The sequence below is a fragment of the Pseudoflavonifractor sp. BSD2780061688st1 E11 genome, assembly GCF_005844125.1.
Lineage (GTDB): Bacteria > Bacillota > Clostridia > Lachnospirales > Lachnospiraceae > Sellimonas > Sellimonas catena.
Map to the genome: position 1 here is coordinate 18,812 of NZ_SPHM01000007.1, position 22,608 is coordinate 41,419.

Below are 22,608 nucleotides of genomic sequence, written 5' to 3' on the forward strand. Positions count from 1 at the left end.
CTCCTGTTTGCGTTATGGGAAGAGTGTGAGCAGCAACATCCAATGACATAAATTACGGAAAATACTTGACGAAAAAAGAAAACACCCTTATAATAACTAATGTTATATAACGTATGATATTAAAAAGAAGGGAGGAACTTTTCATGCCGCCGAAAAAGAGAATTACAAAGGAACTGATTTTGCAGAAGGCATTTGAGATCATTCACGAGGAAGGTATTGAAAGCCTGAATGCCAGATATCTCGCGAAACAGCTGAACTGCTCTACAATGCCGATTTTTCAGTCTTTTCAGGATATGAATGAACTGAAAGCGGAGGTAAAGCTCAGAATCGACGAGTACTATACTGAGTTTATCAATCAATATATTGATAAGGCAGACTATCTGTTTACGATCAGCTTTGCCTATATCAATTTTGCCAGAAAAGAGCGGAATTTCTTTGGAGCTCTCTTCGTAAATCCGCTTCTTGGGTCTCGTACAGTCCAGGAGGTCATTGATTCTCCGTGGAACCGGGAGACAATCGAGTGTACGGCCGAACAGTTTAAAATTTCCATTCAAGAAAGTGAAGGCTTGTACCGGGATGTCCGTTTTTATGCCCATGGAATTGCGACGCAGCTTTATGGAGGGAACATGAGACTTTCTGAGGAGGAAATTCAGACACTTCTCAGAAATGTGATGGAGAAGTTCTTGAAAGGAGAGGCAAGGATATGAGAACGTATAAACTGACGATCTCCTATGACGGTACCCGTTACCAGGGATGGCAGCGGCAGCCGGGAGCAGAGAATACGATCCAGAATGTGATAGAAGATGCCATTTGCAAATTGACCGGATATGAAGTGAAAATCCAGGGATCCGGGAGAACGGATGCCGGAGTCCACGCCAGAGGACAGGTGGCAAGCCTGAGGCTTTCAGGGAAAGTGGAGGAAAGAGAATTCTTAAGAAAACTCAATGCAGGTCTTCCGGAGGACATTCGGATCCGCAGCATGGAACTGGTCCCGAATACCTTTCACGGACGCCGGAGCGCCAGAGGGAAATGTTACGAATATCATGTAGACTTGCGGGAAAAGCAGCATGTATTTTCCAGAAGGTATACGTGTCATTATCCGGAAGAACTGGATATCGAGGAAATGGAACGGGCCGCAGGATATCTGCTTGGCAGACATGATTTTTCCAGTTTTACCGACCGGAAAGATGAGAAGGGCTGCACGAGGCGGATCGATGAGATCCAGATAGAAAAAAGAGGAGACTCCCTTTGTATGTCCTTTCGGGGAAACGGATTTATGTACCATATGGTGCGGATTTTAAGCGGGACTCTTCTGGAAGTGGGAAGCGGAAAGAAGAGCGCCAGGGACATACCGGAGATTCTGAAAGCGAAAAGCCGGGCCTGCGCCGGATTTCTGGCTCCGGCACAGGGACTGTTTTTAAAAGAAGTTTATTATCAGGAAGAAAAGAGATAACGCAAAGGGGTGAGGCAGGGAAAGAAGACACCCGCATTATAATAACACTCTCGCATATATGAAACACAGGAGGATCTTGTTACACGGCAGGATCCTCCTGTGTTTTTACAGTTCTTTTTTCAAATAGACCATATCCACGAGCTGAATTCCGCATTCGAAAATAGGATGATCGTAGTTGTCGGTAAAGAAGTTTTTCACCCGGTGGGATTCGGTGAAGCCGCATTTTTTATAAAACGGAACAGTCAGCGGGCTGTCTCCGGTTCCGACATACATGGTATGATACTTTCCGGAATAAAGTCCGCAGACATAATCGATCATCTTCCTACCATATCCAGATCCCTGACAATGTTCGTAAACCGCGATATTTTTCAGCTCGCAGGTGCCGTCATCGCTGCATGTCACGACACAGACACCTTTGAGATCTTCATCATAAAGCGCATACATATCGCCGGATTCCAGATAACGGTCAATCATGCTTTCCTGCTCATCGGCAAGCAGAAGCAGGTCCAGGAACTGCTTTTTGTTTTCTGTGATTTTTTCGATTCTCATGATAACTTTCCTTTCATGACAGAAGTACTTATAGTTTACCACATGGATTCATGGTATACTAGTCTGGTAAGAATGAATTTAAAATGATAATCAGATACAGGAGGAAAATACATGAAGTTTATATCATGGAATGTAAATGGAATCCGCGCATGTGTGCAGAAAGGATTTCTGGATTTCTTTCAGGAGGCGGATGCAGATATTTTCTGTATTCAGGAGACAAAGATGCAGGCGGGACAGCTTGACCTGGATCTTCCGGGATATCATCAGTACTGGAACTATGCGGTACGGAAAGGATACTCCGGAACTGCTATTTTTACGAAACGGGAGCCGGTTTCGGTACAGTACGGCATCGGCATCGAAGAGCACGATCAGGAAGGGCGTGTGATTACTCTGGAGTTTGAGGACTTTTATTTTGTCACGGTTTATACACCGAATTCCCAGAGTGAACTTGCAAGACTGGATTACCGGATGCAATGGGAGACGGATTTTCTTGCATATTTGAAGCGCCTGGAAGAGAAAAAACCGGTTGTTTTCTGCGGAGACCTGAACGTCGCAGCCGAAGAGATTGACCTTAAGAACCCGAAGACCAACCGGAAAAACGCCGGATTTACCGATGAAGAGCGGGACAAATTCCGGACGCTGAAAGCTGCTGGCTTTATCGATACTTTCCGGTATTTTTATCCGGATCAGGAAGGAATTTATTCCTGGTGGTCCTACCGGTTCAGCGCAAGAAAGAAGAACGCAGGGTGGCGTATTGACTACTTCGTAGTGTCAGAAGCGTTGAAAGACCGTCTGGAAGATGCGAAGATTCTGACGGAGGTCATGGGAAGCGATCACTGTCCGGTGGAACTGGATATGAAAGGATAGGAAGAAGCGATGTTTGATGATCTACAGCGATTTTTAGAGGGACTGGATCTGCTCTATGCATCCGGGAAAGGCCGTGAAGCAGAAGGGTACCTGAAACGGGGACTGAAAGAGGCGGCATCCTGCGGGGATGACGGAGCGATCCTTGCAATTTTGAATGAACTGATGGGATATTACCGGGCGGCAGGAAGATATGAGGAATGTCTGCTCTGCACCAGACAGGCCATGGAGCTTGCGGACGAGCTGGGGCTTGACGGCACGATGCAGTATGGCACGATGCTGTTAAATGCTGCGACGGGATACCGTGCCGCAGGGAAATATCAGGAGGCGGAAACGCTCTACGGACAGGCATACGAAATTTACCGGAGGTATATTACAGGGCCGGACTACCATATGGCATCGCTTCATAATAATCTGAGTCTTCTGTACAGTGAAACGGGACGTCTGAAAGAGGCGAAACGGGAGCTGGAGCGGGCAATGGAGATTGTCAGAAAGCTGGATGATGCAGACGTAGAAGTGGCAATTACCCATACGAACCTGGGAAATCTCTGTTTCCAGATGAACGAGACGGCCGAAGGAAAAGCGCATATGGAACAGGCGGTCCGGATTTTTGAAAAGATGCCGGACGGGAAGGATTCTCACTATGCGTCAGCGCTGTCCGGACTTGGCGAAGCGTATTTCCATGAAGGAAATCTGGAGGCATCTCAGGCATGCTATCAGAAAGCCCTGGATGAAATTTTCCGGTTCTACGGTGAAAATGAGTACTATCAGGTGACAAAACGGAATCTGGAAATTGTCTCGGATCTGCTGAGAAGACGGCAGGCGGCCGAGAAGAGCCAGATGAAAGGTCTGGAACTTGCAAAAGCTTATTATGAGGAATATGGAAAAACGATGATCGAAGAGCAGTTCCCGGAGTATGCCGGGCGGATTGCGGCCGGGCTTGTAGGAGAAGGCTCGGAATGTCTGGGGTACGACGATGCCTGGTCCACGGATCACGATTTCGGTCCGGGATTTTGTCTGTGGCTGACGAAAAAAGATTATCGGAAAATCGGGCAGAAGTTGCAGGAAGCCTATGACGCACTGCCAAAAGAATTTATGGGCTATGCGGCAAGAAATACGACGGAGCAGGGAAAGCAGCGTGTCGGCGTCTTTGAGATCGGGACATTTTTCCGGAATCTGACCGGATATAAAAAAGCACCGAAGGAAGACAAAGACTGGCTTCCCATTTCTCAGGAATCTCTGCGGACCGCAGTAAGCGGCGAGATCTTTGATGATCCGCTCGGGAAATTTACGAAGAGAAGAGCGGCGTTTTCCATGGAACCGGAGAGCGTCCGCTTGAAACGGCTCTATGTTTCACTTGGAAAAATGGCTCAGGCGGGACAGTATAATTTCCCGCGTGCCAAAAAGAGAAATGCTCTTGGAGCCATGTATTTTTCCCTGTCAGAGTTCCTCTCTGCGTCGGTGGAGACTGCATATCTTCTGAACAAAACCTACATGCCGTTTTACAAATGGAAAATGAAAGGCATGGAAGAATTCCAACGGATTCCGGAGATCCGGGTGCTTCTGGAAGAACTGATGGAAAAAGAGACGACAGATAAAGATATAGAAGAGAAAATCGAACAGATCTGCCGGATTGTGGCAGGCGAGCTGAAAGAGCAGGGAATTTCCGGCAGGGAAGATGATTTCCTGGAAGCCCACAAGGCATCCGTGCTGGAAAAGCTGATGGAAATAGAAAAGGACAAGGGACATGATGGACAAAAATCAGTTGATTAAAGAGATTGTGGAAATGGAATGGCAGCAGTTCCAGAATGTTCACAATGAGGGCGGCAGGGCCTCCTGCCAGGATGACAAAGAGACCTTTGAGATTATGAGAAACAGCCAGTTCCTTGTGTGGAATGAGGAAGTATTGAAGAGTTATCTTGCGGATCTTCAGGATGCATGGGCGGACGGCTGGAATCTGCTGACGGAAAAATACGCCAGAATGATGGAAAGTACAGCGCCAAAAGAATATGAAGCTTTCCGGGATATTCTTCCAAAGCGAAGTGAAGAACGGATTTGTCTGCAGGAAGAACTGATCCGGCAGGAAATTGCGTGGGCGGAGGACTTTGCCCGGAGATATCCGAAGCTTGGCAGTACCGGAAGAAAGATCCATACCTCGGAAGACACACCATGGGATACTTCCCAGGAGACTTATTTAAGAGGTGAAATCGGCACCTTTTCGGACCGGACCATCAAACTGTATGCACGGATGATTCGGGAGATGGCCGAAAAAGGGGAAAACCTGACGGAGAAGAATCTCGGATTCATGGTCCGTTTCTATGGATACCAGTCTCTGGAAGAAGCGGAGCAAATGCAAAAATAACAAATAGAACCATAAAGACAGAAGAAAAGGAGACAGAGCAGATGTTGATGAAACGGGAAGATATGGCGGCAGTAGCGGTAGACTATCAGGAACGGCTCATGCCGGTTATGTATGAAAAAGAGGAACTGCTGGCACATTCAGTGATCCTCCTGAATGGACTAAGAGAACTTGGAATTCCGATTTATATCACGCAGCAGTATACAAGAGGACTTGGAATGACAGTGCCGGAGATCACAGAAGCGGCAGGAACCGGTGACTATCTGGAAAAGATCAGCTACAGTGCGGCTGAGGAAGTCATTCCGAAACTTGGAGAGAAGCGCACGGTAATTATCTGTGGAATCGAATCACACATCTGCGTGCTGCAGACGGTGATCGATCTGAAGGCAAAAGGATATACGCCGGTTCTGGTGACGGACTGCATTTCCAGCAGAAAGCCGCGGGATTTGGAGATGGCTCTGGAGCGGGCAAAGATGGAAGGTGCCGTTCTGACCACCTACGAAGCGCTGCTGTTTGAGATTCTTGGAAAAGCAGGAACGCCGGAGGCAAAAAAAATACAAAAACTAATTAAATAAAAAACGATGCTTTTGGCAGACTGAAAAACTCCCCGCAGAAATGCACGGTACATAGTAGTACGGTGATTTCTGTGAGGAGTTTTTTGTTAGAAGTTCTTTTCCGATGCCTTTCCTGTAGAATTTCTCACCATCAGCTTTGCGTGAAGCAGCAGCGTTCCGATGGAAACATCGTTCATCAGGCTGTCCAGTGCATAGTAGCCGCATTTTCCGACGATGATCTTTATCGGTGCGCTGACGATTCTGCCGTTGATCTTTATGATCTGTATGGCATTTACGAACTACAGTAAAATCGACAATCATCTGATGCTGTTTGACTGGGTGGGACTTGACAACTTTAAAGCGCTGTTTGATTCCAGCAGTATCCTGGGAAGCACGTTCTGGTCTGTACTTGGATGGACACTTGTGTGGGCGTTTTTCGCAACATTCAGCAACTATATTTTCGGTATGATTCTTTCTATTGTAATCAACCGGAAAGATACAAAGGCAAAGGGATTCTGGAGATTCTGCTTCGTACTCTCCTGTGCGGTTCCGATGTTCGTTTCTCTTCTGATTATGAGAACGATGCTTCAGCCGGAAGGCGCGGTCAATGTCCTGCTTCGTAATCTGGGACTGATTGCGCAGGATGCAAGCCTCCCGTTCTTTACGGATCCAACGTGGGCAAGAGTAACGGTTATTGTAATCAATATCTGGGTTGGTGTACCATATACACTGCTTCAGCTGACCGGAGTCCTTCAGAATATTCCGGGTGAGCTTTACGAGGCAGCCAGAGTGGACGGCGCCAATGCAGTGCAGATCTTCTTTAAGATCACACTTCCGTACATGCTGTATGTGACGACACCATACCTGATTACAACATTTACAGGAAACGTCAACAACTTCAACGTTATCTACCTGTTGTCGGGAGGAGATCCGGTTACCAATCTGGAATCCACGGCAGGAAGCACTGACCTGCTTGTAACATGGCTGTACAAACTGACCGTAGACAAACAGTACTACAACATCGGTGCGGTTATCGGTATCCTGACATTTATCATTCTGGCGATTGCGGCGCTCCTTACTTACCGCAACAGTAAATCATATAAAGAAGAAGGGGGATTCTAGATCATGGCTGCGAAAACAAAAGTACGCTCAGCTAAAAAGAGACGTTTTATCAATAATACGATCGTTCATGTCGTACTTGCCATACTGGCGTTTATCTGGGTATTCCCGATTATCTGGGTAATACTGACGAGCTTCCGGGCGGAAAAAGGATCCTATGTTTCCACCTTCTTCCCGCAAAGCTTCACACTTGACAACTATGTGCAACTGTTTACGGATACATCAATCCTGAACTTTCCGCAGATGTTCATGAACACGCTGTTCATCGCAGTATGTTCCTGTATCTTATCTACCTTTTATGTTCTGGCAGTTTCCTACTGTCTGTCCAGACTGAAATTTAAACTGCGGAAACCATACATGAACATGGCGATGATTCTTGGTCTGTTTCCTGGATTCATGTCAATGATTGCGGTGTACTTCATCCTGAAGGCAATTGGCCTTACAGAAGGCAATCTGATCAAACTGGCTTTGATCCTGTGTTATTCAGGAGGAGCGGGCTTAAGTTTCCAGATCGCGAAAGGATTCTTTGATACGGTTCCGATTGCGGTGGACGAGGCAGCGCTTCTCGATGGATGTACAAGGTGGCAGATTTTTACGAAGATTACACTGCCGCTTAGTAAACCGATCGTTATTTACACGGTACTGACATCTTTCATGTCACCATGGCTGGATTTCATTTTCGCAAAGGTAATCTGCCGTGCAAACTCCGACCAGTATACAGTTGCGATAGGACTTTGGAATATGCTTCAGAAAGAATATATTGACAGCTGGTACACAAGTTTCGCTGCAGGAGCGGTGCTGATTTCAATTCCGATCGCGATCCTCTTCCTGTTCATGCAGAGATACTACGTGGACGGTATGTCCGGTGCCGTAAAGGGCTAAAACAATCAGATTTGAATGAGGGACAGACAGATGAGAAAGACAGCAAAAGAATGGAAAACATTTTATTCAGATCCGGAATTTGAACAGAACTATACCTATGAAGGGCATGACCTCGGGGCAGCCTGCACGGAGGATGGAACTTCCATCCTCCTGTGGAGCCCGGTGGCCGAGTCTGTAACAGTCCGCTTCTATCATGATGGAGAATCAGAAGATTCATACCGGACGGAAGCGATGGTAAAAGAGGGCAAAGGTGTCTGGGCATACCGGACAAAAGAAGTGCTTCACAAAGTATACTATGATTTTGAACTTTCCATAGAGGGAAAGATGATATGCTCGGCGGATCCTTATGCGAAAGCCTGCGGGATCAACGGAAAGAGGAGCATGATTGTAGATTTAAAAAGAACAGATCCAAAAGGATGGGAGGAAGATGTTTCCCCCGCTTATCAGCAGGAACAGATTATTTATGAGCTGCATATCGGGGAATATTCCTGGGATCCGTCCGGAGGATTCCCGGCAGCTTTCCGGGGGAAGTATAAGGCATTTACCTGTGAGAATACGACACTAGACCACGACGGCGTGCATCCCACGGGCTTTTCTTATATGAAGAAACTCGGTATCACCCACGTGCAGCTGATGCCGGCCTACGATTATGGATCTGTGGATGAAAGCAAGACAGAAGGGGAGTTCAACTGGGGATACGATCCGGTGAACTATAACGTTCCGGAAGGCTCCTACTCGACGGACCCAAGAAACGGAGAGGTCCGGATCAAAGAATTCAAGGAGATGATCCAGTTTCTGCATAAAAACGGGTTCCGGGTCATCATGGATGTGGTTTATAATCATACCTATTCCCTTGATGCCTGGTTCCAGAAAACGGTGCCGTGGTACTATTACCGTGTCCACGAAAACGGGGAGACCGCAAACGGTTCTGCCTGCGGGAACGATGTGGCGAGCGAGCGGAGCATGTGCGCAAACTACATTCTGGACTCCGTTCTTTACTGGGCTGAAGAATACCACATCGACGGCTTCCGGTTTGACCTGATGGGGCTTCTGGATACGGGACTGATGAACCGGATTGAGAAGGAACTTGCGCTCCGGTATGGTAAAGGGGAAAAGATGGTATTCGGAGAACCGTGGTCTGCAGATGAAACTCCGATGGAAAAACAGGCGGTTCCGGCACTGAAATGCCATGTGGACCAGCTGGATCCGCATGTAGGCTTCTTCTGTGATGATACACGGGATGCGGTAAAAGGTCATACATTCGAAGGGGAGGAGCCGGGATTTGTCAATGGGGGAGAAGGCCTGGAGGAGGAAATTCTTGCTTCCGTCCGCGCCTGGTGCGGCCCGGAATCGAAGGTGAAAGCACCTTCTCAGGTCATCACCTATGTATCTGCCCATGACAACTGGACATTGTGGGATAAACTCTCCCTGACAATCCCGGATGAGAAAGAACGGATGCAGGCCAACCGCATGGCAGCGGCCATCTACATGACCTGCCAGGGAAATCTGTTCTTCCTATCCGGAGAGGAATTTGCCCGCACGAAAGACGGACTGGAAAATTCCTACAATGCGCCGATTGAGATCAACCGGCTGGACTGGAAACGGGCTTATGAACAGTATGAACTAACAGAGTATTACAGCGGGCTGATTCATCTGAGAAAACAGCTTCCGGGACTTTGCGACAAGTCTGAGAACGCATGGAAAAGGATTCAGAACCGGTGGAAAACAGACGGAGCAGTTGGGTTTACGGTGGATAATCGAAACGAAAGAGCACCGTCAAGATGGGAAACGTTATGTATTATTTATAATAGTAGAAATGAAAAATTTGCGGTTGAGCTTCCGGAAGGAAAATGGGAAGTCCTTCTGGATGGATACAGCAGCAATCTGTGGAGAGATCCATTTGTTACAGAAGGAACGGTAAAGGTGGACAGCCACAGTGTATTAGTACTTGGACAAACAGGAAAGTGAAGACAGACTTATGAAATGGATATACGGAAAACAGGATTTTAAAACACTTTCAAGAGGACAGGAAAACTGTTATCTTCTGACAAACGGACTGGGAGGGTTTTCCTCTCTGACGATGACCGGTTCGGTTACGAGAAATGACCATGCGCTATTGATGGCATGTACGAAGGCACCGAATCATCGATACAATCTGATCCATCGTCTGAAAGAAGAGATCCGGATCGGAGAAGAGAAACAGATTCTCTCGGCGCAGGAGTTTGCGGACGGGACAAAAGAAGAAGGATATCAGAATCTGTCCACATTCTCCTTTGAGGATACTCCGGTCTGGCGCTGGGAGACAAAAGGCGTCCGGATCCGGAAAGAACTCGGGATGGCTCAGTTGGAAAATACGGTGGCAGTTGTCTATGAGATGAAAAATCAAAGCCTGTTTGATGCAGAGCTTGTCGTTACACCTTTTTTACAGTTTGTAAGAAAGGGAGAGGATCTAACGGAGGAGCAGGTGTTTGAACGAAAAGGGAATACCGTTTCTTCAGACGGATTGACTCTCTATTTCGAGACGGACGGGGAAATCCTCCCGGAGGAGCAGACAGAGACGTATTATTACAGCTATGATGCCTGCGACGGCAGAAGGGAGAGCGGAACGGCAAAAGCGGTGCTGAAGATCCGGATGCAGGTTCCGGCAGGAGAAAGAAGGACACTTTCTATCGTCTGCTCGATGGAACAAGGCAGAACCGATGCGCAGGCAGTGATTGCGGAGACAAAGAAGTACAGAAAAGCGCTGGAGGAAAAAGCCGGATTTGCGGATCCGATGGCAAAGGTTCTTGTAAAGAGTGCGGCACAGTTTGTGGCAGACCGGGAATCTACAGGAGGAAAAACGATTCTTGCAGGCTTCCCGTTCTTTGAGGACTGGGGCCGGGATACGATGATTGCTCTTCCGGGTGTCTGCATTTCCACCGGGCAGTATGAGACGGCAAAAGAGATCCTGAGGACCTTTGCAGCAAACGAGCGTGACGGTCTGATGCCGAATCTGTTCCCGGAAGGAAAGAATGAGCCTAGGTACAATACAGTGGATGCAGCTCTTTTGTTTATCAACTGTGTGTATCTGTATTATCAGGCATCGGGGGATATGGACTTTGTCAAGGAAGTCTGGCCTGTGATGGAACGGATCATCACAAAATACCGGGAGGGAACGAGACACGGCATCCGGATGGAAAAAGACGGCCTGATCCGGGCAGGAGAAGGCCTGGACCAGGTGACCTGGATGGATGTCCGGGTGGGAGAAATCCTTCCGACGCCAAGACATGGCAAACCGGTGGAGATCAATGCCTACTGGTATAATGCACTTCGGATTATGGAAATATTTGCATTTGAACTTGGATTGGAATATACTGGGTATGGGGTGCTTGCGGACAGGACACGCACTTCTTTCCGGGAACAGTTCTGGAATGAAGAGAGAGGATGCCTGAAAGATCTCGTATCCGGAACAAAGGCGGACATGCAGATCCGGTGCAACCAGATCTGGGCCGTATCCATGCCGTTTACCATGCTGGAAAAAGATCAGGAACGGCAGGTGGTGCGCACCGTCTATGAAAAACTGTACACCCCTTACGGACTGCGCACGCTGGAAGAAGGGGACGAAGAGTTCCACCCGTTTTACGGGGGAGAGATGATAGAACGTGACCTGGCATATCATCAGGGAACGGTCTGGACCTTCCCGCTTGGCGCTTATTATCTGGCATATCTGAAGGTATGCGGATACAGCGAAGAGGCGAAAGAAGAAGTCAAAGAACAGCTGGAAGTCATGGAAAGCGCCATGAGGGAGGGCTGTATCGGACAGCTTCCGGAGATTTACGACGGAGGAAATCCATCCTCGTCTAAGGGATGCTTCGCCCAGGCGTGGAGCGTAGGAGAAATTCTGCGTGTATATGAAGCAGTCAAATAAGAACACACATCGAAAGGAGAACAAAGATGGAACAGTTATTACAGGAGATGTTACAGAAGAACTATGGAAAAAGCATCAGCGATGCGTCCAATGAAGAAATTTATACAGCGCTTTTATGCATTACAAAAGAGAAAATGGCAGGAATGAAGAGGAATGAAGGAAATAAAAAACTCTATTATATTTCCGCAGAATTCCTGATTGGAAAACTGTTATCCAACAACCTGATTAACCTTGGCCTGTTTGATGAGACAAGAGAGGTACTGAAAAATCACGGCAAAGATATTACAGAAATCGAGGAGGCCGAGCTGGAGCCGTCCCTTGGAAACGGAGGACTTGGACGTCTGGCAGCATGTTTCCTGGATTCCATCGCGACACTGGGACTGCCGGGAGACGGCGTGGGCTTAAACTACCACGACGGATTGTTCCGTCAGACCTTTGTTGACAATAAGCAGAGAGAAGAGAAAAACCCGTGGATCACAGACAACAGCTGGCTGACAAAGACGGAACGCCATTTTGAAGTGCCGTTTAAAGATTTCACTCTGACTTCCACAATGTACGATATTGATGTGCCGGGTTATAAAAACGGCTGCAACAAGCTGCATCTGTTTGATCTGGATTCTGTGGACGAGTCCATCATCCATGACGGTATCCAGTTTGACAAAGAGGATATCAAGAAGAACCTGACACTCTTCCTCTATCCGGATGACAGTGACGAGGCAGGACAGCTGTTAAGAATCTATCAGCAGTATTTCATGGTCAGCAACGCGGCACAGCTGATCCTTGCAGAGGCGGAGGAGAAAGGATACAACCTCTATCAGCTGTATGATCATGTGGCAATCCAGATCAACGATACCCATCCGACGATGGTCATTCCGGAGCTGATCCGTCTCCTGATGCAGAGAGGATTTAACATGGATACCGCTGTGGATGTTGTAAGAAAAACCTGTGCGTACACGAACCACACAATTCTGGCAGAGGCACTGGAAAAATGGCCGATCCATTATCTGGAGAAGGTCGTTCCGCACCTGATGCCGATCATCCGGGATCTGGACGCACGTGTCAGAAGAGACTTCCACGATGAAAGAGTGTACATCATCGATAATCAGGACCGAGTACATATGGCACATATTGACATTCACTTTGGCTACGCAGTCAATGGAGTAGCGGCTCTTCATACCGAGATTCTGAAAGAATCCGAGTTAAAGCCGTTCTACGACATTTATCCGGAAAAATTCAACAATAAGACGAACGGAATCACGTTCCGCAGATGGCTTGTACACTGCAACCATGAGCTGTCCGATTATCTGGCAGACCTGATCGGACCGGAATTCATGGATGACGCTTCCAATCTGGAAAAGCTTCTCGCATACAAGGACGATGAGAAAGTGCTTGGTGATCTGAGAGCGATCAAGAAAAACGCAAAAACTGCCCTGAAGAATTATCTGATGCAGACACAGGGAGTGGAAATCGATGAGAATTCCATCTTTGATATCCAGATCAAACGTCTCCATGAGTACAAGAGACAGCAGATGAACGCACTGTATGCAATTTACAAATACAAAGAAATCAAGAAAGGCAATCTGCCAAAACGCCCGATTACAATGATCTTCGGTGCAAAGGCAGCGCCGGCTTATACGATTGCAAAGGATATCATCCATCTGATCCTCTGCCTGCAGAAACTGATCGAGAACGATCCGGCGGTACGTCCGTACATGCGGATTGTCATGGTAGAAAACTACAATGTTACCAAGGCGGAAAAACTGATCCCGGCATGTGACATTTCCGAGCAGATTTCCCTTGCTTCCAAGGAAGCATCCGGAACCGGAAACATGAAATTCATGCTTAACGGTGCCGTGACACTGGGAACGGAAGATGGAGCAAACGTGGAGATCCATGAGCTGGTAGGAGATGAGAACATCTACATCTTCGGCGCAAAATCAGAAGAAGTCATCAAACTTTACGATACAGCAGGATACAACTCCGGCGAGATTTATGACAACGATCCGATGATCGAGGAGCTGGTAGACTTTATCATCAGCAAAGACCTGATCCGCATCGGTGATCCGGTGAGTCTTGCAAGACTGTACAAAGAGATTGTATCCAAAGACTGGTTCATGACCCTTCTGGATGTGAAAGATTACATTCAGACAAAAGAGCAGATGCTCGAAGATTATGAGGATGAGAAGACATGGGCAAAGAAAGCGCTTGTCAACATTGCGAAAGCCGGATTCTTCTCTTCTGACCGGACTATCCGGGAATACAATGAGGACATCTGGCATCTGTAGACCGAATGTGGCATGAAAGGGGATCAATCATGAGAGAAACAGGAATATTGATGCCGGTATCCGCACTCCCGTCCCGTACGGGAGTGGGGGAACTGGGTGCATACGCATATGAGTTTGTCGATGCCCTGAAGGAAAACGGTGTGAAGATCTGGCAGATTCTTCCGCTTAATCCGGTGGGATACGGGAATTCCCCGTATCAGCCGTATTCCTCCTGCGCAGGAGACGAGCTTTACATCAGTCTGGACCTGCTTTATGAGGGGGGGCTGTTGAAAGAGAAGGCGCCTTCCTTCCGGGAAAACGCAAAAACCGTTGACTATGATGCAGTCCGGGCATTCAAAGAGCCGTATCTGAAAGAAGCGTTCGCCAATTTTCAGGAGACGGAAGAGTACCAGGAATTTACAAGACAGACGTGGGTGTACGAATACGCGGTATTCCGTGCCTTGAAAAAGGCAAACGGCAATGCCTGCTGGAATGAATGGAAAGCAGAAGACAAAGCCTGGCCGGAAGTGCCCGCACCGCTCGCAAAGGAGCAGGAAGACGAGGCGGCCTATCAGATGTTCCTTCAGTATGAATTTTTCACTCAGTGGATGGCAGTGAAAAAGCATGCCAACGAAAACGGCATCCAGATCATGGGAGATGTGCCGTTCTATGTGGGTGTGGACTCGGTAGATGTCTGGGGCGGAAAGGATAACTTCCTTCTGGACACAGACGGACGGCCGATTTTCATCGCCGGAGTACCGCCTGATTATTTCAGCGCTACCGGACAGCGGTGGGGCAACCCGATCTATAACTGGGACTATATGAAGGAGCATGGATATCAGTTCTGGACCGACCGGATCGGATACAACCAGAAGCTGTTTGACATCATCCGGATCGACCATTTCCGGGCGTTTGACACTTTCTGGAAGATTCCGGCAGAGTGTCCGACAGCCATTGAAGGAGAATGGATCGAAGCTCCGGGATACGAAGTCATCGACACACTGAAAGCAAAGATTGACGGACTCAATCTGGTGGCGGAAGACCTTGGGGAACTCCGCCCGGAAGTACTGGAATTAAAAGACCATTATCATTTGAAAGGGATGAAAATCCTTGTCTTTTCCATCGAAACAGGTGGAAAATATGCCTACGACAGTTTCCACGATGTGGAAAACATGATCATTTATACCGGAACCCACGACAACGATACGCTGATGCAGTGGTATGAGGGATTAAGCGTGGCAGCAAAAAGAAAGGTACGCCGCTTCCTCAAACGTCAGGGCATCAAACAGGGCTCCGTGAAAGACCGGCTCCTTACCTATACATTCCGGAGCAGGGCAGAGTACGCGATCATTCCGATGGCGGACATTCTGGGCCTTGGAGAAGAAGGGCATATCAATACGCCGGGAACGGTCGGCTCTCCGAACTGGGAATGGAGAATTACGGATTTTACACAGGCAAAGAAGGAACTGAAACACTACCGGAAAACAATGACAGAAAGGGCCTGATGACAGATGGATTTTACAGGAGTTTACCATAGAACAACCGAGCAGATGAGCTACTCGTTAAATGAATCGGAACTGATTGTCAATCTGAAGACAGGATATGATGTGAAGCGGGTGTTCCTCTATTATGGAGATCCCTTTGAAGCGGGAATTCTTGGAGGAAACGAAAAGTGGACCGGAGTCCGGGAAGAGATTGTCTACAAAAAACGGCTGAAACATCAGATCTGGTGGACCACAACTCTCGTACCGAAATACAAGCGCTGCAAGTATTATTTTGAACTGCACACAGATGATGAGGTCTGGTATTATTTTGAAGACGGATTTCTGACAAAAGAGCAGATGGAGATGGACGGCAGAATGCTTCAGTGCTTTACGGTTCCATGGATGAATCCGGCTGATGTGAACCGGACGCCGGACTGGGTAAATGATACGATCTGGTATCAGATTTTCCCGGACCGTTTCTGCAACGGGACGCCGGGAGACGACCGGGAGGGAATTCTTCCGTGGAAAAATGAGGGAGAAGTCAAAAACGAAGAGCGTTACGGCGGAAACCTGGAAGGAATCCGTCAGAAACTTCCTTATCTGAAAGAACTTGGCATTACCGGAATTTATCTGAATCCGATTATGGAGGCAGACTCCAACCATAAATACGATACAAAAGATTATACAAAAATTGATCCGCAGTTCGGAGACTCCGAGACGATGAAACGTCTGGTGGCAGAGGCGCACGAACATGGAATCCGTGTGATGGTGGACGCGGTCTTCAATCATTGTGGAAAAGACTTCGCACCATGGCTGGATGTGAAGAAAAACGGAAGAGATTCCGCCTACGCAGACTGGTTCATGGTCAACGACTGGACGATACTGAACAAAGAAGCAAGTACGAGAGACGGGCGGTATTACTCCTTCGCTTTTGCGGATAAGATGCCGAAACTCAATACAAACAGCGAGGCCGTGATCAGCTATTTCCAGGACGTTTGCGAAGGCTGGATCCGGGACTATGATATCGACGGCATCCGTTTTGATGTGGGAAATGAAGTGTCCCACCGGTTCCTGAAACGGATCCGGGATCATGTGAAAGCCATCAAACCGGACATCTATCTTCTGGGAGAGATCTGGCACGACGCCAGCCAGTGGCTGATGGGGGACGAATACGACTCCGTCATGAACTATCCGCTCATGAGCGGTATCCACGATTTCTTTATTGATCCGACGATGAAAAAGGAAGATTTCGAGTACATGATCAACCACTGCTACACGATGTACATGCAGCAGTCCAACAATGTACTGTTCAATCTTCTGGATTCCCACGATACGGAGCGTCTTATGAACCGCTTCCACGATCTGGACCTGTTCTACCAGCAGCTGGCGATTCTCTTTACCATGCCGGGAAGTCCGTGCATCTATTACGGCACGGAAATTGCCATGGAAGGAAGTTTCGATCCGGACTGCCGCAGATGTATGCCGTGGGATCAGATTCAGACCGAAGAAAACCAGCAGAAGATTCATGAAATCCAGAAGCTGATTCATCTTCGGAAGACGGAACCGGCGCTGCGAAGTCTGTACTTCCACTTCCCGGAAGAATATGACGAGCCGCGTCTGGTACAGTATATTAAACTTGATCAGGAGCAGAATAAGATTGAAATCCTTCTGAACTGCACGGAAGAACCGGTGACAGTGAAAGGAGAAGGAGAGATCCTGTTCCAGAGACAATATCAGGATGGACGCCTGGAACCGAAAGGGGTACTGATTCGGAGAATCGGGCGGTAAGAAAATGTCAGTAGCCGGACAATAATTTACTGTAATATCAGGGGAGGTAGTGACTCATATGAGCCATTACCTCCCTGAATTTATGTCAAAGGTTAATAAAGGTTAGAAAAAATTTATCCTTATATTCCTTGATTCAGCAGATTGTTCGTGTTATCCTTTACTCATCGGAAAAGCTCTCTGCTTTTTCATTTTCAAGGCGTTCGCCGTTTTATCCAAGTATTTGACAAGGGAATTATGAGGGCAGCTTTCTGTCTGGAAAATATGTTTTCTTTGGGACGTCTCTTTTCTGGTACCCGGAAATATGGTAGACTACAAGAAACAGAAACAGTTTTCTTATGTCAGAGGCATTGCCGTCACAGAAAGGAGACTGTTTATGGAACGAAACAAAATGGCAAATCGAACTACCGCTGCAATTTCAGAAGAAGAATTTATTATGAAGCCTTACATCGACTGGTGTTTCAAAGAACTGATGCGGAATCCGAATACAAGGAGAGGCTTCATCGCTGAATTGTTGGAGCTTTCACCTGAGCAGATCGGGAATACTATTATTCTGGAAAATGAACTTCCCAAACGGTCGGAGGAGGAAAAGAAGGGAGTGCTGGATGTTCATGTTCTTCTGGAAAACGGCACTCAGCTTGATATTGAGATGCAGGTTGTATATATGGAATACTGGGACGACAGGAGTCTGTTTTATCTGTGCAAGATGTTTTCCAGCCAGCTTTGCAAAGGTGAGGAATATGATCGGCTTCAGAAATGTGTACATGTCAGTGTTTTGAATTTCACCTACTATAAGAAGGATGACATCTGCTACCGTAAGGCACAGGTTTATGATAAAGCGACCGGAGAACTGTACAGCGATAAGCTGGAACTTCAGATTCTGGAACTTCCCAAGATTCCAGAGGAGTATCACCATCCAGATGGCATCATTGCATGGATGAAATTCTTCCGCGGCGGTAAAAAGGAGGATTTAAAAGAGATGGCAAAGGGAAATACCTATCTGGAAGAAGCCTATGAAGATCTGATGGAAATGAGCCAGGATGAAGAGAAACGCCGAGCATATGAGGCAAGGGAACGTGCACTTCGCGATCAGCTGTCTCTGCAAAGACAGGCTGAACGGGCTTTTCAGCGGATGACAAATGCACAGGAAAAGCTGGAAGAGATTCAGGGGAAACTGGATGAGACGCAGGGGAAACTGGATGAGACGCAGGGGAAGCTGGATGAGACGCAGGGGAAGCTGGATGAGACGCAGGGGAAGCTGGATGAGACACAGGGAAAGCTGGATGTAGCTCAGGATAATCTGGCTGATATGCAGGAGCGTTTTTCGGAAAGTCAAAAGCAGCTTGAGAAAGCCAGGGCCGAAAAAGATGCCGCACATGATCAGGGGAGGAAAGATGCCGTGATAGAGTTATATCAGAAAGGTTTTCTGAATCTGGAGCAGGCGGCATCCGAATATGGGATATCGATCGAAGATTTTCGAAAACTACTGGTTTAACAGATGAATGATCATCTCGGCAATGTTTTATCGTAAAGAAAGGATGGTATTCGTCGGATGAGCTACAAAATTCTTCTGGTGGATGATGACCAGGATCTGGTAGAGATGCTGTGCCGGTATTTCCGGCTGAAGGGATATGAAATGCTGACAGCGGTCAATGGGATGGACGCAGTGAAGAAGTCTGGAGAGGGACCGGATCTCATTCTTCTGGATATCAATATGCCGGGAATGGACGGCCTGGAGGTGTGCCGGAGAATCCGGGATCAGGTGTCCTGTCCGATTTTATTTCTGACCGCACGGGTCGAAGAGCAGGATCGTGTGAACGGGCTGATGATGGGCGGAGATGATTATATTGTAAAACCGTTCAGCCTGAAGGAACTGGAGGCGAGAGTGCTGGCTCATCTGCGGCGGGAGGAACGGCATCAGCAGTTTGACCACATGAAAGAGGAACTGGCTCAGAACAACCAGAAGATGTGGCGGATGGTGGAAGATGAGCAGGTACTGCGATCTGCCATTGCACACGATCTGCGGACGTCTCTGACTGTGCTCAAAGGGTATCAGGAAATGATGATGGAGTTTATCCCGGAAGAAAAGCTGGACCGGGAAGCGCTTCTGGATATGCTGAAAGAAAGCATGGGACAGGTGGAACGGCTGGAGCGGTTTCTGGACCGGATGCGGGCCTTCTCCGCATTGGAACGGGAGCCGATTTCCTGCATGGACACGACGGCTGCTGAGATTGCAGAACAGATCGAAAAGACCGGAGAGATGCTGGCAGCAGCTTCCGGAAAGCAGTTTGAAATCTTTGCGGGAGGAGAGGGAGAAAAACTTACGCTGGATCGGGACCTGATTCTGGAAGTAGCGGAAAACCTGATTACCAACGCACTGCGTTATGCAGCGTCAAAGGTATCGGTGGTCGTTTGTCGGGAAGCCGATCGGCTGGTACTGGAAGTAAAAGATGATGGAACAGGATTTACCATCAGTGAAGAAGAAGCAAAACAGGCCTTCACTTCGGCCAATCCAAGGGATGATCTGAAACATTTCGGACTTGGAATGTATATCAGCGAAGTGTTCTGTAAGAAACACGGAGGACACCTCGAAGTGGAAAACCAAAGAGACGGGGCATGTGTGCGGGCGTATTTCCGTTTGTGCACGGATGTAAAATGATATTCCTGCTGTAAAAAATGCAGCAGGAATTTTTTTGCCTTTTTTCCCGTTGTCTTTTCATTGTGAATCTCCTGATACGATAGAAATATCAAAAAAGAAAGAGGGGATGAACATGAAAGCAGTAATGAAACGGGAAGTAAAAAACTACCTGAAGAATCCGTTATTCTGGGTCGGGATCGTGGTTGTGATTTTCGGTTTGTTTCAGATTCTGTCTCCATATCTGGAAGTGAAATATTTCCGCACGGAGCAGGAAGTGAAATCGGCAAAGCCGGAGAACATTGCGGATGCAGATATCATGAACGGATATGTCAAATCCACGAAGGAAGAGCAGTTGGAACTTGCCAAGAAAAAGATGATCAGTATGGTTGTAAAGGAGAACGGTGAGGAGGAACAAGTAGTTCAGAACACACTGGATCAGATCTGTTCTTCTGGAAAGAGCATCAATGAAATGTCCGATGCCATCGGAGAGATTTACGGGTATCCGGGCGGTTATAGTCTGAGATATTATTACGAGGACTATGAATATCATCAGGGTACCGTAGATGAAATCAACGCTGAATTGAAAGCAAAACTGTCGGAATACAGTTACTCCTGGTACTTCGGAAGAAAATTTGCAGATTTCGGCGGACTGTATCTTACTTTTTTCAGCGCGGTTCTGCTGGCGTTTCTCTTTATCCGGGATACGAGAAGAGATACTTACGAACTGCTGCACACGAAGCCGGTTTCGGCAGGGAGCTATATCTTTGGAAAAGCGGCAGGAGGATTTCTTTCAGTGGGAATTGTCTGGCTGATCCTTGTGATTGTGTTCTTCTTTGTCAGTTTTGCGGCAGGGATCCGCAATGATCTGCCGGTATCGCTGATCGAATTTCTGATTCCGGCGGTCTGCTATATGCTGCCGAATCTTCTGATGATTGCGAGCGTGTATGTGATCATCGCGCTGATTTTTAAAAATCCGCTTCCGGGAGTACCGCTTTTGTTTCTGTATCTGTTTTATTCCAATATGGGAAGTATCGGGCCGGACGGTGAATTTGGATACTACGGAAGGCCTCTTGCCATTCTGGTGCGGTTTCCGGGCGGATTTCTGGACACGGCGCCGCCGCCGATGGCCATGTGGAATCAGATCTTTCTGCTTGTGGCTTCAGCAGCCTTTCTCATTGGGGCGGCGGCCATCTGGAAAAGGAGGAGAGTGTATTGAAAAAGGAATGGAAAATCTGTATTGCACCCTATAAACTGGCGTACTCCATCCTGTTTCTGCTTCTGTTTGCGCTGGTACGGGGCGTCACGCTGACTTCAGAGATCGGTCCTGCGCTGATGCCGGGAGTGGCCGTTCTGGCATCCGTATTCTGCGCGGAGACCAGTGTGATGGACCGAAACGGGCAGCGGTGGGAAATCATCTGTCTGAAACCGAAAAAGAACCGGATCCGCATGATTTACCGGAGATGGATTATTCAGGCAGTGTATTTGTATGTGACCGCTCTTGCAGCATATTTTACTTTTTACTGGCAGAAGCCTTACCGCATGATAGAGCGTACCTTTGCTTCCGAGTACGGCGGTTACGCAGCGGCACTTGCGGGAACTGTTTTATTCTGGAGTCTGATCTCGGTTGTCATTTCCAATCTGGCAAAGAGCCAGTGGGCGGGGATTGGAGTATCGGTTCTTCTATGGATTACGACCAATTCCACAACAGGGGAGAGACTGTTTGGGCGGTACAACCTGTTTGCCTATTCCTTCTGTGATTCCATGGGAGCCAAATGGAACGAATGGGCATATGGCACACTGATTCAAATTCTGTTGTCTATTGTATTTCTGGTATTGATTTCGATTATAGAAAAGAGGGTGTCAAAATGAGTGTAAACATAAAAAACGTGACAGTAACATTTAAAAATCAGGTTCGGGCGGTAGACCATGTCAATCTGGAAATCCCCCACGGTGTCTATGGGCTGCTCGGGGAAAACGGCGCCGGAAAGACGACGCTGATGCGGGTACTGACGACGGTTCTGACTCCGTCCGATGGTGAGGTGTATCTGGACGGAATCCGGTACGGGACTGGAAAGGACGAAGTCATCAGGCAGAAAATCGGGTATCTGCCGCAGGAGCTCAACCTCTATCCGGGGCTTTCCGTGCAGGACTGCCTGGAATATCTGGGAGAACTTTCCGGTATCCCGAAGGAGGAATCTAAAAAGCGTATCCGCTATTATCTGGAAAAGACAGGGCTTACGAATCACCGGAAAAAGAAAATGCGTCAGCTTTCCGGAGGAATGAAGCGAAGAGTTGGACTCATTCAGGCACTTCTGAATGAACCGGAATTTCTGATTGTGGACGAACCGACAACGGGGCTTGATCCGGAAGAGCGGGTGCGTATCCGTAACCTTCTGGTGGATTTTTCGGAGGGGCGGACCGTTTTGTTTTCCACTCATGTGGTGGAGGACATCGCGGCTACGTGCAGCAAGCTTGCGGTGATGCGGAAAGGTTCATTCCTCTATACAGGTACGGTACAGGCGCTCCTTTCCCGGGCAAAAGGAAAGATCTGGACAGCAAATGTAGCAGACGACACAGAAGCAAAAAGACTGGAAAAGCAGTACCGTACGACTTCCAGGCAGTACACGGAAGAAGGAATGACGGTGAAAATTATCAGCGATGTGAAACCGGATATTGACTGTACACAGCCGAAGATCACACTGGAAGATGCATATCTGTATCTGATGATGGAAAAGAAGAAGCAATGATCC

At 47.8% G+C, this 22,608-nt stretch carries 19 protein-coding genes and 1 pseudogene; 19 read left to right on the forward strand and 1 reads right to left on the reverse strand.

What is annotated here, in order from left to right:
- The first annotated feature begins 143 nt into the window (after positions 1 to 143).
- Together FGQ85_RS04610 and truA are read left to right on the forward strand one after the other, a co-directional pair.
- Complete coding sequence (locus FGQ85_RS04610) at positions 144 to 707, forward strand: TetR/AcrR family transcriptional regulator (protein WP_087168099.1); 564 nt, start codon at positions 144 to 146, stop codon at positions 705 to 707.
- Positions 704 to 1,453, forward strand: coding sequence for a tRNA pseudouridine(38-40) synthase TruA (truA, locus tag FGQ85_RS04615; RefSeq protein ID WP_118636440.1), 750 nt, complete (start codon positions 704 to 706; stop codon positions 1,451 to 1,453). The genes FGQ85_RS04610 and truA overlap by 4 nt, the downstream gene beginning before the upstream one ends.
- 105 nt (positions 1,454 to 1,558) lie before the next feature.
- On the opposite strand, the gene FGQ85_RS04620 is transcribed toward truA, so the two are convergent.
- Positions 1,559 to 2,002: a GNAT family N-acetyltransferase gene (locus tag FGQ85_RS04620; RefSeq protein ID WP_138372792.1), complete on the reverse strand. Its 444-nt coding sequence runs from the start codon at positions 2,000 to 2,002 to the stop codon at positions 1,559 to 1,561.
- A 111-nt stretch (positions 2,003 to 2,113) separates the two neighbouring features.
- Here FGQ85_RS04620 and FGQ85_RS04625 point away from each other — a divergent pair, with 111 nt between their 5' ends.
- From FGQ85_RS04625 to FGQ85_RS04705, 17 genes and pseudogenes are all read left to right on the forward strand, one after another.
- Positions 2,114 to 2,869, forward strand: coding sequence for an exodeoxyribonuclease III (locus FGQ85_RS04625; protein ID WP_138372793.1), 756 nt, complete (start codon positions 2,114 to 2,116; stop codon positions 2,867 to 2,869).
- Between the two features lie 9 nt (positions 2,870 to 2,878).
- On the forward strand, positions 2,879 to 4,639 hold the full coding sequence (locus FGQ85_RS04630; protein ID WP_138372794.1) for a DUF4037 domain-containing protein: 1,761 nt from the start codon (positions 2,879 to 2,881) through the stop codon (positions 4,637 to 4,639).
- Positions 4,614 to 5,228: a DUF4125 family protein gene (locus tag FGQ85_RS04635; RefSeq protein WP_207670222.1), complete on the forward strand. Its 615-nt coding sequence runs from the start codon at positions 4,614 to 4,616 to the stop codon at positions 5,226 to 5,228. Before FGQ85_RS04630 ends, FGQ85_RS04635 begins: the two co-directional genes overlap by 26 nt.
- Positions 5,229 to 5,269: 41 nt before the next feature.
- Positions 5,270 to 5,800, forward strand: coding sequence for an isochorismatase family protein (locus FGQ85_RS04640; RefSeq protein WP_138372795.1), 531 nt, complete (start codon positions 5,270 to 5,272; stop codon positions 5,798 to 5,800).
- Between the two features lie 213 nt (positions 5,801 to 6,013).
- Positions 6,014 to 6,901, forward strand: coding sequence for a sugar ABC transporter permease (locus tag FGQ85_RS04650; protein ID WP_330677477.1), 888 nt, complete (start codon positions 6,014 to 6,016; stop codon positions 6,899 to 6,901).
- Positions 6,902 to 6,904: 3 nt separating this feature from the next.
- Positions 6,905 to 7,780, forward strand: a complete 876-nt coding sequence (locus FGQ85_RS04655) for a sugar ABC transporter permease (RefSeq protein WP_138372796.1) — start codon at positions 6,905 to 6,907, stop codon at positions 7,778 to 7,780.
- Positions 7,781 to 7,810: 30 nt separating this feature from the next.
- Positions 7,811 to 9,748 (forward strand): type I pullulanase, encoded by a 1,938-nt coding sequence (gene pulA, locus FGQ85_RS04660; RefSeq protein WP_138372797.1) that lies wholly within the window; start codon positions 7,811 to 7,813, stop codon positions 9,746 to 9,748.
- 10 nt (positions 9,749 to 9,758) lie between these two features.
- Positions 9,759 to 11,687, forward strand: a complete 1,929-nt coding sequence (locus tag FGQ85_RS04665; RefSeq protein ID WP_138372798.1) for an amylo-alpha-1,6-glucosidase — start codon at positions 9,759 to 9,761, stop codon at positions 11,685 to 11,687.
- A 26-nt stretch (positions 11,688 to 11,713) separates the two neighbouring features.
- A complete protein-coding gene (locus tag FGQ85_RS04670) occupies positions 11,714 to 13,972 on the forward strand; it encodes a glycogen/starch/alpha-glucan phosphorylase (RefSeq protein ID WP_138372799.1) in 2,259 nt (752 codons plus the stop codon).
- A 29-nt stretch (positions 13,973 to 14,001) separates the two neighbouring features.
- Positions 14,002 to 15,456, forward strand: a complete 1,455-nt coding sequence (gene malQ / locus FGQ85_RS04675; protein ID WP_138372800.1) for a 4-alpha-glucanotransferase — start codon at positions 14,002 to 14,004, stop codon at positions 15,454 to 15,456.
- A 6-nt stretch (positions 15,457 to 15,462) separates the two neighbouring features.
- Entirely contained in the window at positions 15,463 to 17,223 is a 1,761-nt protein-coding gene (locus tag FGQ85_RS04680; RefSeq protein WP_138372801.1) for a glycoside hydrolase family 13 protein, read from the forward strand.
- A gap of 373 nt (positions 17,224 to 17,596) precedes the next feature.
- Complete coding sequence (locus FGQ85_RS04685) at positions 17,597 to 18,715, forward strand: Rpn family recombination-promoting nuclease/putative transposase (protein ID WP_171027883.1); 1,119 nt, start codon at positions 17,597 to 17,599, stop codon at positions 18,713 to 18,715.
- Between the two features lie 57 nt (positions 18,716 to 18,772).
- Positions 18,773 to 19,144 (forward strand): annotated as a pseudogene (locus tag FGQ85_RS18740) (response regulator transcription factor); the annotation flags it as partial.
- A gap of 51 nt (positions 19,145 to 19,195) precedes the next feature.
- The gene (locus tag FGQ85_RS19105) at positions 19,196 to 19,879 is read left to right on the forward strand and encodes a HAMP domain-containing sensor histidine kinase (RefSeq protein WP_347563048.1); all 684 of its coding nucleotides are present in this window, start codon (positions 19,196 to 19,198) and stop codon (positions 19,877 to 19,879) included.
- 112 nt (positions 19,880 to 19,991) lie between these two features.
- On the forward strand, positions 19,992 to 21,074 hold the full coding sequence (locus tag FGQ85_RS04695) for an ABC transporter permease subunit (RefSeq protein WP_243128483.1): 1,083 nt from the start codon (positions 19,992 to 19,994) through the stop codon (positions 21,072 to 21,074).
- Complete coding sequence (locus FGQ85_RS04700) at positions 21,071 to 21,727, forward strand: hypothetical protein (protein WP_087168083.1); 657 nt, start codon at positions 21,071 to 21,073, stop codon at positions 21,725 to 21,727. Before FGQ85_RS04695 ends, FGQ85_RS04700 begins: the two co-directional genes overlap by 4 nt.
- Entirely contained in the window at positions 21,724 to 22,605 is an 882-nt protein-coding gene (locus tag FGQ85_RS04705; RefSeq protein WP_138372805.1) for an ABC transporter ATP-binding protein, read from the forward strand. The genes FGQ85_RS04700 and FGQ85_RS04705 overlap by 4 nt, the downstream gene beginning before the upstream one ends.
- Positions 22,606 to 22,608 lie beyond the last annotated feature (3 nt).

What these genes read in the sequence shown, in the direction of transcription:
- malQ (WP_138372800.1), top strand. Translation starts at nt 14,002, where the DNA reads ATGAGAGAAACAGGAATATTGATGCCGGTATCCGCACTCCCGTCCCGT.
- FGQ85_RS04650 (WP_330677477.1), top strand. Translation starts at nt 6,014, where the DNA reads ATGATCTTTATCGGTGCGCTGACGATTCTGCCGTTGATCTTTATGATC.
- FGQ85_RS04610 (WP_087168099.1), top strand. Translation starts at nt 144, where the DNA reads ATGCCGCCGAAAAAGAGAATTACAAAGGAACTGATTTTGCAGAAGGCA.
- FGQ85_RS04620 (WP_138372792.1), bottom strand. Translation starts at nt 2,002, where the DNA reads ATGAGAATCGAAAAAATCACAGAAAACAAAAAGCAGTTCCTGGACCTG.
- truA (WP_118636440.1), top strand. Translation starts at nt 704, where the DNA reads ATGAGAACGTATAAACTGACGATCTCCTATGACGGTACCCGTTACCAG.
- FGQ85_RS04635 (WP_207670222.1), top strand. Translation starts at nt 4,614, where the DNA reads ATGATGGACAAAAATCAGTTGATTAAAGAGATTGTGGAAATGGAATGG.
- FGQ85_RS04670 (WP_138372799.1), top strand. Translation starts at nt 11,714, where the DNA reads ATGGAACAGTTATTACAGGAGATGTTACAGAAGAACTATGGAAAAAGC.
- FGQ85_RS04685 (WP_171027883.1), top strand. Translation starts at nt 17,597, where the DNA reads ATGGAACGAAACAAAATGGCAAATCGAACTACCGCTGCAATTTCAGAA.
- FGQ85_RS04655 (WP_138372796.1), top strand. Translation starts at nt 6,905, where the DNA reads ATGGCTGCGAAAACAAAAGTACGCTCAGCTAAAAAGAGACGTTTTATC.
- pulA (WP_138372797.1), top strand. Translation starts at nt 7,811, where the DNA reads ATGAGAAAGACAGCAAAAGAATGGAAAACATTTTATTCAGATCCGGAA.
- FGQ85_RS19105 (WP_347563048.1), top strand. Translation starts at nt 19,196, where the DNA reads ATGGTGGAAGATGAGCAGGTACTGCGATCTGCCATTGCACACGATCTG.
- FGQ85_RS04695 (WP_243128483.1), top strand. Translation starts at nt 19,992, where the DNA reads ATGAAAGCAGTAATGAAACGGGAAGTAAAAAACTACCTGAAGAATCCG.
- FGQ85_RS04665 (WP_138372798.1), top strand. Translation starts at nt 9,759, where the DNA reads ATGAAATGGATATACGGAAAACAGGATTTTAAAACACTTTCAAGAGGA.
- FGQ85_RS04630 (WP_138372794.1), top strand. Translation starts at nt 2,879, where the DNA reads ATGTTTGATGATCTACAGCGATTTTTAGAGGGACTGGATCTGCTCTAT.
- FGQ85_RS04625 (WP_138372793.1), top strand. Translation starts at nt 2,114, where the DNA reads ATGAAGTTTATATCATGGAATGTAAATGGAATCCGCGCATGTGTGCAG.
- FGQ85_RS04640 (WP_138372795.1), top strand. Translation starts at nt 5,270, where the DNA reads ATGTTGATGAAACGGGAAGATATGGCGGCAGTAGCGGTAGACTATCAG.
- FGQ85_RS04705 (WP_138372805.1), top strand. Translation starts at nt 21,724, where the DNA reads ATGAGTGTAAACATAAAAAACGTGACAGTAACATTTAAAAATCAGGTT.
- FGQ85_RS04680 (WP_138372801.1), top strand. Translation starts at nt 15,463, where the DNA reads ATGGATTTTACAGGAGTTTACCATAGAACAACCGAGCAGATGAGCTAC.